This window comes from Arsenicibacter sp. R0_47 (assembly GCF_057652235.1).
In genome coordinates, this window is record NZ_JBYFCJ010000031.1 from 22,041 (window position 1) to 39,380 (window position 17,340).

The 17,340-nt window shown below is 48.3% G+C and carries 7 protein-coding genes; 1 reads left to right on the forward strand and 6 read right to left on the reverse strand.

Features of this window, described 5'->3' with window-relative positions:
* Positions 1-4 precede the first annotated feature (4 nt).
* The 6 genes from AC23NW_RS30255 to AC23NW_RS30280 all read right to left on the reverse strand — a co-directional run bounded on the left by AC23NW_RS30255 (position 5) and on the right by AC23NW_RS30280 (position 13,323).
* Positions 5-2,236 carry a TonB-dependent receptor gene (locus AC23NW_RS30255; RefSeq protein ID WP_487454216.1) on the reverse strand — a complete coding sequence of 744 codons (2,232 nt, stop codon included), beginning with the start codon at positions 2,234-2,236 and terminating at the stop codon, positions 5-7.
* Between the two features lie 77 nt (positions 2,237-2,313).
* Complete coding sequence (locus AC23NW_RS30260; RefSeq protein WP_293845738.1) at positions 2,314-2,760, reverse strand: HYC_CC_PP family protein; 447 nt, start codon at positions 2,758-2,760, stop codon at positions 2,314-2,316.
* Between the two features lie 130 nt (positions 2,761-2,890).
* Positions 2,891-4,621, reverse strand: a complete 1,731-nt coding sequence (locus AC23NW_RS30265) for a RagB/SusD family nutrient uptake outer membrane protein (protein ID WP_487454217.1) — start codon at positions 4,619-4,621, stop codon at positions 2,891-2,893.
* A 42-nt stretch (positions 4,622-4,663) separates the two neighbouring features.
* The gene (locus AC23NW_RS30270; RefSeq protein WP_487454219.1) at positions 4,664-7,900 is read right to left on the reverse strand and encodes a SusC/RagA family TonB-linked outer membrane protein; all 3,237 of its coding nucleotides are present in this window, start codon (positions 7,898-7,900) and stop codon (positions 4,664-4,666) included.
* 365 nt (positions 7,901-8,265) lie between these two features.
* Entirely contained in the window at positions 8,266-10,014 is a 1,749-nt protein-coding gene (locus AC23NW_RS30275) for a RagB/SusD family nutrient uptake outer membrane protein (RefSeq protein WP_487454221.1), read from the reverse strand.
* A 24-nt stretch (positions 10,015-10,038) separates the two neighbouring features.
* On the reverse strand, positions 10,039-13,323 hold the full coding sequence (locus AC23NW_RS30280) for a SusC/RagA family TonB-linked outer membrane protein (protein ID WP_293834613.1): 3,285 nt from the start codon (positions 13,321-13,323) through the stop codon (positions 10,039-10,041).
* Positions 13,324-13,663: 340 nt separating this feature from the next.
* On the opposite strand from AC23NW_RS30280, the gene AC23NW_RS30285 reads away from it, so the two are divergent.
* On the forward strand, positions 13,664-17,335 hold the full coding sequence (locus AC23NW_RS30285; protein WP_487454222.1) for a VCBS repeat-containing protein: 3,672 nt from the start codon (positions 13,664-13,666) through the stop codon (positions 17,333-17,335).
* Positions 17,336-17,340: the final 5 nt, after the last annotated feature.

The following is a 17,340-nucleotide window of genomic DNA, read 5'->3' on the forward strand; positions in this document are numbered from 1 at the left end:
CGTTCTACGTTTGCGGTTTAAAACGGAAACCAAGGTATACAATGCTTCCGGTTACCGGCCCCCAGACATGTGAAGCGGCATCAAAACCAGAGCCAAACGGGTTTCCGGCCGACATAATCGGGTTAGTCTGCCGGAAACCGGTCAGGTTTTCCCCGCCCAGATAGACTTCCCAGCCGCTTTTGAAACCTCTTGATACCTGCGCATTCAGGTTAAAAAAAGACGGCGTTATACTGAGGGGCATATTCCGGTAACTGGTATGCACATAACCGGGGGCCATGTAAGGAATCCGTTTTGGTCCGTTCCATTGCAGGGTTGCGTCAAACTTCCATTTGTCATATGGCAGAGCATAACCCGCATTAAGCAGTATCCGGTCACGGCTGACCATCATTTTTTCCAGTAACACACTTTCACCCAGCGGCGCCCCCATGCTTTGCCGTACATCAAACAACCGGTAAGCAGCTTTCACCTCCAGCCGCTTTATCGGAAAATAATTAAGCTCGGCCTGAAAACTGTTGGCGTAGGAAGGGCCGGTCAGATTATAAAAATTGATTTCCTGCGGATGTTCCAGATCGGCGATCAGCTGATTCCGGAAATTTGTCCGGTAATAGTCTGTAACAAAACTGGCTTTTTTACCCAGCAGCAGAAATTCATAGGTCAGGCTACCACCCATATTCCAGGATACTTCCGGCTGTAGCTTATCGCGGAAAATAACGGTACGCGAGCTGACCAGGTAGCCAAAGTTTTCGGCCAGCATATTTGGCACCCGCCAGCCACGGCCTGCCGAAAAACGCAGGGTGAGCATTTCGTGAATATGGTATTTCGCATGCACACGCGGGGTCCACTGCATACCAAACAGGTTATGGTAATCAACCCGGTTACCCAAAACGACGGCAAATCGTTCGGATGCTGTGTAGGCGTATTCAGCAAACGCCCCTGCTACCGATTCCGTCCGGTTGGTCGGTACCGGCATACTTCCCAGTGATTCGTTATAGTTATCCAGCAGATAACTGACACCTGCCTTTACCGTGTGATTAGTATTGTTGATAATCGTCTGATAAATCAGATTGGTGTACAAGGACTGTTGTTTACCCACATACGGTTTAAAGCCAAATACCGCCTTTTGATCGTGGTTCAGGGCGCTGATAATCAACCCAAGCCCTTTATACGGTTTATCCGGAAACAGCCTGGCCAGTTTCGAAAAAGCCTCAAGCCGTTTGGTTTCGTTGGTAAAGCGGTAAAGTGGGTTACCGTTTTGTGCAGTAAGCTGCCCGCCGGTCCGGTCTTCATACAACGCTTTTACGCCGAACTGGGCCATCCAGCGGTCACTGGTGTATTTCCAGCGGTTAATTCCGTTGTATTGCCGGTACAGTGGCAGGTCCATGAAATTATCACTGTTCTGATCTATTTTGGCCTGCAGGGCACTTACATGGCCAAGAACCCCGACGCTCCATTTATCGTTCAGGGCTCTGGAAAAGTTAACATTGCCTTCTCCCCTGCCAAATGAATTGACATAGCCATTCAGCAACCATTGCGACGTATGCGTTTCGGCACGAAAATCAGGCTTCTGGAGTTCGACATTCAACGCACCGGTCATGCCTTCATATCCATTTACGACCGAACCAATACCCTTGCCGACATCAATGGATGTAATCCAGGTACCAGGCACATAATTAAGGCCGAACGTCGTTCCGAGACCGCGGATTGCCGGTATATTTTCAACGTTTGTCTGCACATATTGCCCGCCAAGCCCCAGAAACTGGATTTGTTTGGCGCCTGTCACGGCATCGGCGTATGAAACACTCACGGACGCATTTGTTTCAAAGGTTTCAGACAGGTTACAGCAGGCCGCTTTGGCCAGCGTGCGGGTTGTCAGTACTTCCGTATGGATCGGATTTATCTGGTCAATAATGGTCGAACCACCGGAAACCGTTACTTCCTGAAGGGTCGCTTCCTGGCGAAGGGTTATTTCCAGAAACTGCTCCGATGACGTTACGTTGACGGTATCCGTACGATAGCCGATATAGCTCACAATCAGCTTGTTTGTTTCGCCGTGTTTGTGTACGGAAAAGTTTCCGGCGGAATCCGTTACAGCACCGGAAGACGTGCCAGCCCATTGTAGGGTAGCACCGGTTAAAGGGACTTTACGGTTATTAACTGTTTCGCTGATACGTCCACGAACCAGCTGACCGAACGCACCGGTTGCGCTCAGGCAAAGAAATATTATGAGGAATCGCATGTTGATAAGTAAACTGTAAAACAATGAGTAAAGCCCATACCTGATCGGTATCGGCAGTCTGACAGAAACTTATCGGTTTATAGCAGGAAACGCTGCACAATGGCTAATAAGGCGCGGCCATAGGCAGGTGGAGGGGCATTCGGTAAACTAAGGACCGCTTCAGCATCACGGTCATAAATCCAGCTGAATACCCAGGTTATGACAGAAACAACCGCAACGGTTATCGCCTGGGCAACTGCTTTGATAAACTTCGCGAAAAGCTGGCTGAACGACGATGTAATATCTACATTCTCATACCGGGTTTCTTCCTTACAGCAGTCCGCTTTTTTAACAATGGTTTTGCCGTCTGATTGAGCTGTCCGGTCTGCCGGGCACCCTTTGCAGGCCGGATCATGCAGTCCAATGAGCTGGACTTTTTTTCCGCGCATCTGGCAGGTATGCTCCAGCAGGCCAAACCCTGTACTGCTGATCAGTACAATGCAGGCCATTAGCAAACAGACAATATGTTGGACAGCGCGTTTCATGACGGGTCAAAAGTATCGGCTCATTTTCAAATAAACAAGTGGTGACCTCATAAAAAAACAAAATGGGTTATCAGGCGGTAATCACCCGACAACCCATTTACTGATTGACTACCCTGAATCCGGATCCGGATTAGTAACCAGGGTTTTGCTTCAGAATATCCTTACCTAACAAGTCAATCTGATCTTGTGGGATTGGAAGCAGTTCGTTTTTACCGGCAGTGAATTTAGCACCACCTAAAGCACCGGTCAGTAGTTTGCTTTCGTAGGTCAGGTAGTTATTAACTTCCGTATTAGCAGTACCCCAACGAACAAGATCATAGAAGCGGTGACCTTCGCCTGATAATTCAAGCTTGCGCTCGAAGTAAACAGCCGTACGGGCAGTAGCTTTGTCAGCAAACGCAGTATATTCGCTGATCACATACTTAGCAGCAGGCGCACCAGCTTTCGTTACAAAACCCGCAGTATTGGCCGCCCGCTTACGAACCGTATTTACATATTCCAGTGCCTTTGCCAGCGAGCCAACTTCGACTTCACACTCAGCTGCCATTAGTAAGACGTCAGCAAAACGGATGATTGTAAAGTTTTGCGCGGTATAACCAGGTGTCCATGAGCTGTTATCCTGCAGTGAACCTACATCAGATTTGTAGTACGTATATTTCTTAGGAGAATATGGTCCACCGTTTGGCTGGTTACGAATCCAGTCAGCACCCGGGTGATCCTGCCAGTCAAGGAACGGAATACCACGACGGCCAACTGCCCAGTCAAGGCGCGGGTCAACGTTACCGGCATCCGGTGTAAAGGCAGTTTTTGAATCCAGCCCCATGTCTGTTTTCAGTGCATTGGCGGCACTGTTGTAAGAACCATCCAGTAAAGGCAGACCGTTTGCGTTTGTCCGGTATGAGTTCGCCAGTTCGAAGCTGGGCTGGAAGAAACCGCAGCAGTTACCAGGACCGTTAGGACCTGTGTTGTACGGATAGTTCAGGTCAAATTCAGGGAACGCATTGTTCACTGAGCCAGTATTAGCCGCGTTCTGGATAGCAAAGATTGACTCTTCGTTGTTGTCATTCGATGCCTTGAACACATCACCGTATTTAGCAACCAGTGCATACTTTTTACCACCCGATGTTTTACCGTTAGCGATAATCAGGTCAAAAAGCGTTTTCGCTTCGCTGTATTTTTTCTGATACAAATAGGCTTTTGCCAGATAAGCCGCAGCAGCCCATTTGTTTGCGCGGCCAACCGCCGACTGTGTTTCCGGCAGGTTATCATACGCAAATTTCAGGTCAGCTTCGATTTTCGGCCACAGGTCAGCATCATTTTTAACTTTTTCGATACCTGTACCGTAGTCTACAGACTCGTCTACATACGGGGTATTGCCAAAGTTGCGTTTCAGCTGGAAGTAGTAATGGCCGCGCAGGAAACGTGCCTCAGCGGTCATGCGGGTTTTATCTGCCGCAGACACATCGGCAGCTGCCTTAGGCATCAATGCCAACAGACTATTTGCCCGGGCAATGCCTTCGTAGTTACCACGCCATGATTCCAGTAATACACCCTGGGTTGACAGGTACTCAAAACGCTGAATCGGGTTGATATCACTGAAATCACCAGGGTCAGTACCTTTATTTGCATCACCACCCCGGATACTTCCCCAAACCCAGTTAGTAGCTGACGCCATCCGCCATTCCCGGCCATTCAGGTGGCTATACACTGAAATCAGGGAGCCTTCCAGACCTTTTTTGGACGTTAACTGAGCATTACTGATTTGTCCCGTTGGCGGAACGTCAAGGAATGAATCTTTACAAGCAAAAACAATGGCTGCTAGAGAGAGTGAGGCCACCACCGCTTTTGTTTTTAATGACATGTTCATAAGATTTCTATTATGATAAAACGGTTAAGTGTTTAATTAAAAGCCGAGGTTGATACCCAGGTTCCAGCTGCGGGTCAATGGATAGTTTCCTACGTCAACACCGAACTGCGTATCGGCATTACCACCAACGGCAGGATCCAGACCTTGGTATTTTGTCAGGGTAGCCAGGTTATTCACCGAAGCAGAAATCCGCAGACGGTTAGCTTTCAGCTTGCCCAATACATTGGCAGGCACGTTGTAACCGATTGACAGGTTCTGGAAGCGCAGGTATGAACCGTCTTCTACATAGAATGAGTTAGACTGCGTGTTCGTACTGAAGTTAGACGCTGTTTCGAAGATCGGAATAGTAGCTCCTGTGTTCTGTGGTGTCCATGACTCTTTTACACGCTCACTAATGGCAGCACCGGCAAACGATGGATAAAAGTCAGTAAACCACTTCGATACGTTAAAGATTTTGTTACCCATTGACGCATACATATAGGCGTTCAGATCAAAGCCTTTGTAACGAACGGTGAAGTTAAAACCACCCGTGAACTTAGGAACCGGACTACCGAGGAACGTACGGTCATCTGCTGTGATTTTACCATCTCCGTTCAGGTCAGCATACCGGAAACGCCCTACTCCTTTACCATCCTGTGCCGGAGCAGCATCCACTTCTGACTGGTTCTGGAACAGACCAACTACTTTGTATCCGTAATATGCAGACAGTGAATAACCCAATTGGTTACGGATCGGGTTGATACCACGATAACCAGGGTTGATTGAGGTAATGTATGTCAGCCCATTGGCCAGTTCAACAATTTTGTTCTGCAGGAATGTACCCGTCAGTGTTGCTTCATAATTCCAGTCACCAGAAATCTTACCACGGTTTGTTACTAAGATATCCAGACCTTTGTTCAGCATTTTGGCAACGTTAACTGAAGGAGCCGAAGCACGAGGACCGGCTGTTGCAGTGATCGGTACCTGGAACAACAGATCACGGGTATCTTTCTGCCACAGGTCAACACTTGCTTCCCAGCGGTTATTCAGCAGGGAGATATCAACACCAATGTTTTTCGTAACAGCCGTTTCCCAGCGTGCATCCGGGTTACCGATACGAGTCCGGTAATAACCTTCTGCAACACTTGAGTTGGTACCGTTGATGTCATAGGCTGATGCACCTACGCTGGCAGCGTATAAGCTGTACTGGTTGTTCGGATCAACGTTGTTCGAGTTACCCATTGTACCATAACCACCACGAATTTTCAGGTCAGAGATTGCCGGAATATCCTTCATGAAGCTCTCTGACGATACACGCCATGCAGCCGAGAACGCAGGGAAGACACCATAACGGCTATTGGCACCGAAACGGGATGAACCGTCGCGACGAACAACACCTGTCAGGTAATAGCGCTCGTTGAAGTTATATTCAACCTGTCCGAACAGTGAGTAGAAATTAACACCTTTAAAATAGCCTGAGTTAACAACTTTACCACTTGCCGATACTGTACTCAACGTGATGTAGTTAGGATCGGTCGAGAATGGATTCAAACCATTTCCTGAGATATTTTTACCGCGACCATCATTCAGGGCTTCCTGACCAACAATTGCCTTCACACTGTGGAAGCCAAACCGTTTCGAGTATGTCGCCTGGTTTGTTAATACCCAGGCAAATCCAAAACCACCACCTTCGTTATAGCTGAATGCCGAGTTGTTTTCAGAGTTTTCGTACTGTAAACGGCCATAGCTCCAGTTATAGAAATTGCTGTAGCTACCACCAACGCTGCTGCGCAGTGTCAGTCCAGGAATAGGATCAACTTCTACATAGATGTTACCAAATCCGCTTGTACCAAAGCCGCGGTTATTTTTCAGACCATCCCGTTCTGCAACCGGGTTACGCGGGTTGTTAAAGCCCTTAGCAGCCGTACCGGCGTATCCGCCAAACTCATCATATACCGGAATGATTGATGGCATACGGAACGCCGACAGGATTACACTTTCATCATCAGACACACCGAAACCACCGTTATCACCAATCGCACCGTTTGTTGAGCGATACGTAAACTGCAGGTTTTCACCGATCCGGACTTTCTTAGAAATATCAAATTCAGAGTTTGCCCGGAAGCTATACCGTTTGAAGTCATTGTATTTCAGGATACCAGATTGATTCTGCGCATTCAGACCGATGTAGAAACGGCTGTTTTCAGTACCGCCTGAAAAACCCAGTGAGTGACGCTGCAGCGGTGCTGTACGGGTGATCTCCTTGTACCAGTCAGTACCAGCCCGGTTAGATTTCACGACCTGATAGATTGAACCGGCAGTCGGATCAACGTTGTATTTTGCTTTTTCAGCGGCGAGGTCAACAGTACCAACAACGCCTGAACGGCCACCTACGTTAATGTAATCAGGAATTACCGGTGTTTTACCGGCACCTAATGTACCAAACTGAGGGTGAGCGTAAGTCGAACCTGAGTTGATGTATGCCTGATTAGTCCACTGAGCAAAGTCAGTGGGGTTCATCATCTTCTGGCCTTTACCAGGATCAGTTGCCCCATACAGACCATCATACGTCACGTTCAGTTTGCGGGCATTGCGTGATCCTTTCTTTGTTGTGTAAACAATTACACCGCTGGCTGCACGCGCACCGTAAATTGATGCAGAAGCCGCATCTTTGAGTACAGTTGTTGTTTCGATGTCGTCCGGAGCAAGGAAATCAATGTTTTGCGTAGGCACACCATCAACAACATACAATGGCTGGTTACCACCAAAGCTACCAAAACCACGCACACGAATCTGGCTTGATGCGCCCGGCTGTCCGGTGGCGATTACCGTTACACCGGCCACACGACCCTGTAACTGCTGCTCAACGTTACCGGATGGAACCGTTGTCAGGTCTTTTGTTTTTACCGTCGCTACTGAACCTGTTGCATCACGCTTGTTACTGGTCGAGTAACCGGTTACGATTACTTCACTAAGCGCTGTCACATCATCATCCAGTTTCACAGAGATGTCTGTCTGGTTTCCAACCGTCACTTCACGGGTTTTGAAACCGATTGCAGAAATCACCAAAACAGGGTTTGCACCCTTTACATTTACGGAAAAAGCTCCGTTTGCATCGGTGGCTGTCCCTGTTGAGGAGCCTTTCAACACCACGTTGGCACCCGGAACCGCACCATCGGGACCACTAACTTTACCGGTAACCCGGCGTTCCTGGGCAGAGGCGCTTATGCTTAGAAATAGCATAAATCCTACCCATAAAGCAGATGGCAATAACTTGTAAAGTTTTGCTCTCATAGTTGTTAAGGGATTGTTAAGTTTGAAACCGATTCAATTTTATATCAATTCTCTTATACCATAAAATAATTTTAACATTTTTTTTAGTACTACTAGTTAACGATATAATACAATTTTATCATAAAACCCTCAAATTGTATCTCTAAAACGCTGTAAATCAGCATTTTTGCACTTATAATTATTCCTATAATTATTATTATATACCTATGACATACATACATGAAAATTATGTATTTATTTTTTTACTTATTATTTACTAGTAGAAAATAAACAATTGATAAACTATAAAAGCTATAGGGTAACAAAAAGGATCAAAAAAAAAGGGGCATAAAGCCCCTTTTTGTACAAAACCAATATGTGCGATCTTATTGGTAGCCTGGATTCTGCTTCAGAACATCTTTCCCCTGCAGGTCAATCTGTGCCTGCGGGATCGGTAGATATTCATCCTGATTCGGCGTAAACTTAGCGCTGCCTAAGGCAACCGGAAGCTTTTGTCCTTCATATGACAAATAGGCATTCATACTTGCTTCTGCAACACCCCAGCGTAAGAGATCAAAGAAACGGTGTCCTTCACCCGAAAGCTCCAGCTTGCGTTCAAACCGTACGGCCGTTCTGGCAGCTTCTTTTGAAGCAAATGCCGCTGCGGTATACTCGCTGATTACATATTTGGCAGCCGGTGCATTGTTTTTCAAGACAAACCCTGCCGGATTAGCCGCCCGTTTACGCACCATGTTTACATATTCCAGCGCTTTGGTCAGCGAACCAACCTCAACTTCAGCTTCTGCGGCCATTAACAGCACATCGGCATACCGGATAATCGTATAGTTCATAGCGGTATAGCCCGGGTGCCAGCCATTACTTTGCTGGTAGGTTCCCTGGTCCGCCCGGTAATATACGTACTTCTTCGGCGTATACGGTCCGCCGTAATCCTGTTTCCGGATCCAGTCATAACCCGGGTGATCCTGCCAGTCAAGATAAGGAATGCCACGACGACCCACTGAATGGTCAAGGCGCGGATCGAGGTTACCGGCATCCGGCGTAAACGCAGCGCTTGACAGAATCCCCTGATCGTTTTTAACCTCATTACCAGCCGCATTATAGGTTCCGTTCAGCAACGGTAATCCGTTGGCATTTGTCCGGAAAGAGTTCACCAGTTCAAAGCTTGGCTGGAAAAATCCGCAGCATCCCGCCGGTCCGTTTGTACCGGTGTTGTACGGATAATTCAGGTCAAACTCAGGGTTGGCATTATTGGCATCACCGGTATTGGTAGCTGCCTGAATGGCAAAAACAGACTCCTCGTTATTGTCATTTGAGGCTCTATACAGGTCTGCATATTTAGCCACAAGCGCATACTTTTTACCGTTAGCCGTTTTGCCATTGGCAATGATCTGATCATATAACGTCTTGGCTTCCGTGTATTTCTGCTGATACATATAGGCCTTGGCCAGCAAGGCGGCTGCTGCCCATTTATTGGCTCGGCCAGCTGCCTCCTGGGTTTCCGGCAGGTTATTGTAGGCGGTCTGAAGATCAGCTACAATTTTCGGCCATAAATCCTGATCGTTCTTAACTTTCTCAATGCCAGTCGCATAGTCCAGCGTTTCATCGACATAAGGCGTGTTGTTATACAAACGCTTCAGTTCGAAATAATAGAATCCGCGCAGGAATTTTGCTTCAGCACCGATGCGGGCTTTATCAGCATCAGTCACATCCGGACCGGCAGCCGCCAACAGACGCAGCACGTTGTTTGCCCGGCTGATTCCTTCGTATTTGACACGCCATGCACCGGCCACGTCGCCGGTAGGGATAGTCTCAAACCGCTGAATCGGGTTAATGGATGAGAAATCGCCAGGGTCAGTTCCTTTGTTGGCATCGCCCCCACGGATACTGCCATAGACCCAGTTCGACGATGAGCCAAGGCGTTCAGAACGACCGTTCAACATGGCATAAACCGAGATAACGGCACCTTCAATGCCTTTTTTCGACGCCAGCTGTGAGGCACCCAGCTGCCCCGTCGCCGGTACATCCAGAAATTTATCTTTACAGGCAAACCCGATGAAGGTTAGCATGAGGGTGGCCGCGGCGCCGGCAGCTACCTGTTTTATATTGTTTGTCATATTGCTTAAATCAAGTTTAGGTTATCAGAAACCAAGGCTAATACCGCCGACAAAACTCCGCGTGATTGGATAGTTACCAACGTCAATACCAAAGTTTGTATCTGCCGAACCACCAACGCTAGGATCCAGACCCTGATATTTCGTAATCGTCAACAGGTTGTTTGTCGATGCAAATACGCGCAGACGCTGTATTTTCAGACGTCCCAATGCACTGGCCGGAATGTTATACCCGATTGACAGGTTTTGCAAACGGAAGTACGAGCCGTCTTCTACGTAGTAAGAGTTCGACTGGGTGTTGGTACTGAAATTTGACGCAGATTCGAAGATCGGCAGTTTGCCGCCCGGGTTTTCAGGCGACCATGAGTCCTTCACACGGGCGCTGATTGAAGCACCAGAGAATGACGGATAAAAATCTGTATACCACTTCGATACGTTAAAGATCTTGTTCCCGATCGAGGTATACATATACGTCTCGATATCGAAGTTCTTATATGTAAACTTGAGGTTCAGACCACCGGTAAACTTTGGCACCGGGCTACCCAGATACGTACGGTCATCGGCAGTAATTTGCCCGTCGCCATTCAGGTCGGCGTAGCGGAAACGACCGATACCAGTTGGCTTACCCTGATTTTCTGAAGTAATGTCCTTCGTTTTGGTAACACCTTCCTGAGTTGGAGCGGCGTCGATTTCTCCCTGGTTCTGGAACAAGCCCATTACCTTATAGCCATAGAAGGCTGAAATCGAATAACCCAGCTGGTTACGGATTGGGTTGATGCCCCGGAAACCAGGGTTGATCGTCGTCAGATACGTTAAGCCCTGCGTCAGTTCCACAATTTTATTGCTCAGCACACTACCGGTAATGTTCGCTTCATAACCAACTTCGCCGTTGATTTTACCGCGGGTAATGACCTGCAAATCAACACCCTGGTTACGCATTTTAGCTGCATTCACGAATGGTGCATCCGCATACGTACCAATTACGTCCGGTACCGGCACCTGGAACAGCAGGTCTTTAGTATCTTTCCGCCAGATGTCCAGAATTACTTCCAGGCGATTGTTGAAAAACGATCCGTCAAAACCAATGTTTGATGAAACGCTGGTTTCCCATTTCGCATTCGGGTTTCCGATACGGGTTCGGTAATAGCCTTCGAATGTACTGTTGTTTGTACCGTTGATGTCATATGCCGAGTTACCCAGATTGGCACCATATAAGCTATACTGGTTGTTCGGATCAACGTTGTTTGAGTTACCCATCAGACCATAGCCACCCCGTATTTTCAGGTCGGTAACCCACGGAAGATCCTTCATAAACTCTTCAGAAGACAACCGCCATGCCGCCGAGAAGGCAGGGAACACACCATACCGGTTATTGGCCCCGAACCGCGATGACCCGTCACGACGAACAATGGCCGAAACCAGATATTTGTCATTGTACGAATACTTCAGCTGACCAAAGAGCGAATAGAAGTTAATTCCTTTGAAATAGCCACTGCCCACAATACGGTTTGTTGCCGAAACGGTACTGAGTGTAATATAATTAGGGTCCAGTGCAAACGGATTAATACCATTTCCGGAGATATTCCGGCTTGAACCTGTATTTAACGCTTCCTGGCCGACCAGCACATCTACATTATGGATACCAAACCGCTTTTTATAATTCAGGGTATTAGTAACTGTCCAGCCAAATGAATAGCCGCCGTACTCGTTATACCCAAAATCCTTGTTATTTTCCGAGTTTTCGTACTGAATCCGGTTGTAGCCAACACCATAATAGTTGTTGTACTGACCGCCAATGCTGCTCCGCAGGGTCAGGTTATCAATCGGATCGATTTCGATGTAAACGTTACCAAAGGCATTTCCGTTGAAATCCTTGTTATTCCGCAGGTTATCGCGCTCGGCAACCGGGTTACGCGGGTTGTTAAACCCTTTAGCCGCTGTGCCGGCATACCCGCCGAATTCATCATAAATGGGGATAATAGTCGGAATCCGGAACGCACCCAGAATCTGGTTTTCATCGGCAGCAACACCCTGACCACCATTGGCACCACCCTGACCAATCACGGAGCGGTACGTAAACTGAAGGTTTTCACCGATGCGGATCCGTTTGGTCAGATCAAATTCAGTGTTTGCACGGAATGTATACCGCGAAAAGTCATTGTATAAAAGAATACCGGCCTGGCGCTGTGCCCCGAAACCAATATAATACCGGCTGCTTTCCGTGCCGCCCGAGAAACCAAGGCCATGGCGCTGAATCGGTGCAACGCGTGTGATGGCGTCATACCAGTCAGTACCCTGCTTGTTGGCTTTCACAACCTGATAGATTGCGCCGGCATTCTGGTCAACATTATATTTTGCTTTTTCTGCGGCCAGATCAATAGATCCGGTAACGCCATACCGGTTTCCAACAATCAGATAATCAGGAATTACCGGCGTAGCACCGCTACCGAACTGCTGATGTGTCCATTCCGGATCGCCGGGCTTATAGCCTGAATTCCGGAAAGCACGCCATGTCCAGTCAGCGAATTCAGTCGGGTTAAGCATTTCCTGGCCTTTACCCGGCAGCGTTGCGCCATACTGGCCGTCGTAGGAAACAGATAGTTTACGGGCTGTTTTTGAGCCCTTTTTCGTCGTATAGACAATTACACCACTGGCCGCACGGGCACCATAAATCGACGCCGTTGCCGCATCTTTCAGAACGGTTGTTGTTTCGATATCATCAGGCGACAGGAAATCCGTCGACGTTACCGGTACACCGTCCACAATATACAACGGCTGGTTACCGCCAAACGCGCCGAAACCACGAACCCGCACCTGGCTGGTCGTTCCCGGCTGCCCGTTGGTAATAACGGTTACCCCGGATACACGGCCCTGTAATTGCTGTTCGACGTTTCCGGATGGAGTCGCCTGTAAAGCACGGGCTTTTACGGTAGAAACCGCGCCCGTTGTCTCGCGTTTGCTGTCTGTTGAATAACCCGTAACCACGACTTCACTCAACGCCGTTACATCGTCCTCGAGCGAGACGTTCACGGTTGTCTGATTCCCGACAGCTACTTCTTTTGTTTTAAAACCGATTGCAGAAATGACCAGCGTAATGTCACCTGCACGGGCATTCAGAGAATAATTACCTTCTGCATCGGTGGCCGTTCCTGTCGAAGAGCCTTTTATAACCACGTTGGCCCCCGGCACGGCCCCATCGGTACCGGTTATCCGCCCGGTAATGCGTCGGTCCTGAGCAAATGCATGGATGCTCATCAGCATGCATACACAAAGCGTGACCCTTTGCAGCAACTTGTAAAGAGTTACCTTCATAGGATGTTAAGGAAATTGTTTAGTTAAATTATTATCAATTAATGTATATTAATTTGTAACAATTTTATGAAAAATATTTATAATCAAAAATTAGCTATGAATTATACAAGCAGTATAAACGCGTATTTTTGTGTACTTTTTTATCAATTTCTTTACTGGAAGTAGTATTATTATACTGACAATCAACTTTCAAAAAATTGTATACCTTTTCTTATTTAATGTATAAAATTATTAAGCGGTTACTGTTAGTGATGCACAGAAAGCAGGCTCTTCCGGTATTTCTGGCACCATTCCAACTGTTTTTTGTATTTTAGCCATCCTATTTTTTACCTACTGAACAATGTTCCAACGCGTTCTACTTGTTGTGGCTGTAGCCGCCCTGGTCAGCTGGCTGGGCACAGCCTGTCAACAGAATACTGATACTTTGTTTACCCTCGTTTCGGCCGATAAAACCGGTGTTACTTTTTCTAACCGGATTACGGACAACGACTCAATGAACATTCTTGACTTTGAGTACATTTATAATGGCGGCGGTACAGCAATCGGCGATTTTAACAATGATGGTTTACAGGATATTTTCTTCTCGGGAAATCAGGTAGCGAATAAGTTGTATATCAACAAAGGCGAGCTGAAATTTGATGACGTAACCACAAAGGCCGGTGTTGAAGGCAACGGCAGATGGTGTTCCGGCGTTGCGCTGGTCGACATCAATAATGACGGCTGGCTGGATATTTATGTGGGTGCAACCGTTTTCAAAGACCCGAAGAAACGGCAAAACCTGTTATTTGTCAATCAGGGCGGCACCAAAGGCGGTACACCGGTTTTCAAGGAAATGGCACAGGAATACGGTATCGCTGATGATGGTCACACTACCAACGCCGCCTTTTTCGACTATGATAATGACGGTGACCTCGATTTATATGTGCTGACAAATACCATTGAGCAGTATCCGAACGCTTACCGGCCTAAGATTACAAACGGTACTTCACCGACGACGGACCGCCTGTACCGGAATCTGTCGGTGGAACGCTCATCGAATGCGGCACTTACCAGTAAACCGCTCTTTGAAAATGTATCGAAACAGGCTGGTATTCAGATCGAAGGCTATGGATTAGGAATCAACATCTGCGACATTAACCGCGATGGCTGGAAAGACGTTTATGTGACCAATGACTACCTGTCTGACGACCTGATGTATATCAATAATCAGGATGGAACATTTACAGACCAGCGGCAGACCTACCTGAAGCACACCAGCAACTCGGCCATGGGCAACGATGTAGCGGATATTAACAACGACGGTCTGGCCGACATCGTTGCCGTTGACATGCTCCCGCGCGACAACTACCGGAAGAAGATGCTCATGGGCCCCAGCAATTACCAGGTTTACCTCAACAATGAAGAGTTTAACTTCGGGTATCAATACGTCCGCAATACCCTGCAACTGAACATGGGTAACCGCCCGGCGCAAGGGAAAGAAAAAAAGGGCGCACCGGTTTTCAGCGAAATCAGCCTGTTTTCAGACGTAGCCGAAACCGACTGGAGCTGGTCTCCCCTCCTGATCGATTTCGACCATGACGGCAACCGCGATCTGGTGGTTACGAATGGGTTTCCGAAAGACATTACTGACCGTGACTTTATCTCATTCCGGGCCAACAGTTCGTCGGTATCAACGAAGGACTACATGCTTTCGCAGATTCCGGTGGTGAAAATCAGCAATTATGCCTTTAAAAATAACGGCGATCTGACATTCAGTGACGTTACCGAAAAATGGGGGCTTAAGCAGCCATCGTTCTCAAACGGAGCCGCTTACGGTGATCTCGACAACGACGGTGACCTGGATTATGTCGTCAATAATATCAACGATTCGGCCTTTGTTTACCGCAATAACCTGGTTGAACGCAAACCAGATGATGCCGCTTACCTGCGGATGCACTTTGTGGGTCCGGCACAAAACCGGATGGGCCTGGGTGCCATTGTAGAGCTCTATTACCACGACCCGAAAACAAACGAGGCCCGTAAGCAGGTCTATGAACACAGCCCGTATCGCGGCTATCTGTCGACGGTTGAACAATCCGCCCATTTTGGTTTAGGCAATGTGCAGACTATTGACGAAGTGCGGGTGATCTGGCCAACTAAGAACGGCGAGGTAAAACAAACACTGCGGAATGTTAAAGTGAATCAGATCCTGACAGTCAACAGCAAGGATGCAACCGAAAAAGTTGTTCCCGATCCTGCTGTTCAGCCCCTGTTCAGCGAAGTAACCGACTCGCTGGGCATTAACTTTACCCATCAGGAACCGGAATATATTGACTTTAACGTGCAGAAACTTCTGCCGCATAAGTTATCGCAGTTTGCGCCGGCCGTTGCAGTAGGCGACGTCAACGGCGATGGTCTGGACGACTTCTTTGTCAGCGGCTCACGCTTCCATCAGGGTACGTTTTTCCTGCAGGGAGCTAACGGCAAGTTCACGCAGAAGCCTCTCTTCCCCCCTACGGCAAAAGCGCAGTCGGGTGGAATGCAACCGATTACACAGTCGGCGTTGCGGGCCCCTTCGCCTAATCCGGAAAAGCAGTCAGAAGACATGGGTACGTTGCTGCTCGACGTAGACCGCGACGGTGATCTGGACCTGTACATTGCCAGCGGCGGTATCGAAGGAAATGCCGGCACAGACGTCTTTATGGACCGGTTGTACCTTAACGACGGTAAAGGCAATTTTACGCTTGCAGTCAATGCGCTGCCTCCGGTTTTCTCCAGTAAATCCTGTGTAAAAGCCACCGATATCGACCGCGACGGCGATCTGGACTTGTTTATCGGTGGCCGGGTTGAGCCTGACCACTATCCACAACCGGTTTCCAGCCTGATTCTGCGGAATGATACGAAAGGCGGGCAGGTTAAGTTTACCGATGTTACAGCGCAGGTAGCGCCTACCCTCAAAGATGTCGGTCTTGTCTGCGATGCACTCTGGACCGATGTGGACAATGACGGCTGGCCGGATCTTTTCCTGGCCGGCGAGTGGATGCCGTTAACACTCCTGAAAAATCAGCAGGGCAAACTTACTAAAGTTGATGAGAAGTCTCTGGGGGCCAAAAAAGGCTGGTGGAACTCCCTAGTTTCCGGTGATTTCGACCATGACGGAGATGTTGATTACATTGCCGGGAACCTTGGCTTAAACGCCCGCATGCGGGCCAGTGACGCACAACCAGCCCGGATATATGCTGCCGACTTTGATAATAATGGCTTTTACGATGCCATTCCAACCATCTATATACCGGATGAAACCGGTAAAATGCAGGAATATACCTTCCATGGACGTGAAGATCTGATTAAACAGATGATTGCCATGCGGGCCCGCTTCCCGTACTACAAGGATTTTACGACCGCCACAATCGATAAGTTGCTGAAACCGGAAGAACGCGAAAAAGCGCTCGTACTGGAAGCCAATTACTTCCAGTCGTCTTATCTCGAAAATAAAGGCGATGGTACGTTTGCGATCCGGCCGCTGCCAACACTGGCCCAGCTCGCCCCGATCTTCGGTATGGTGGCAAGTGACGTTGACCGCGACGGGAATCTGGACGTCATGCTGGTCGGCAACGACTACAGCGGTGAAGTACTGATGGGGCGGTATGACGGCTTAAACGGTTTGTGGCTCAAGGGAGACGGCAAAGGCGGTTTTGCGCCGCAATCCATGGCCGGCAGCGGATTTTTTGTGCCAGCCAATGCCAAAGGTCTGGCTCAGCTGACCGACGCCAAAGGGCATGAACTGCTGATTGCCTCACAAAACCGTGGCCGGCTGTGTGTCTTCAAGGATCAGAAACCGGCCCGTATCGTTAAACTTCAGCCAGCAGACGCGTCCGCACTGGTCACGTATGCCAACGGGCAGAAGCAGAAAGTTGAGTTTCCGTACGGACAGTCGTTTATGTCACAGTCAGGCCGGATGATGGTACTGACACCGACGGTGAAAACGATTGAAGTAACAGATAGTCAGGGCAAAAAACGTCAGATACAGTAGACAGT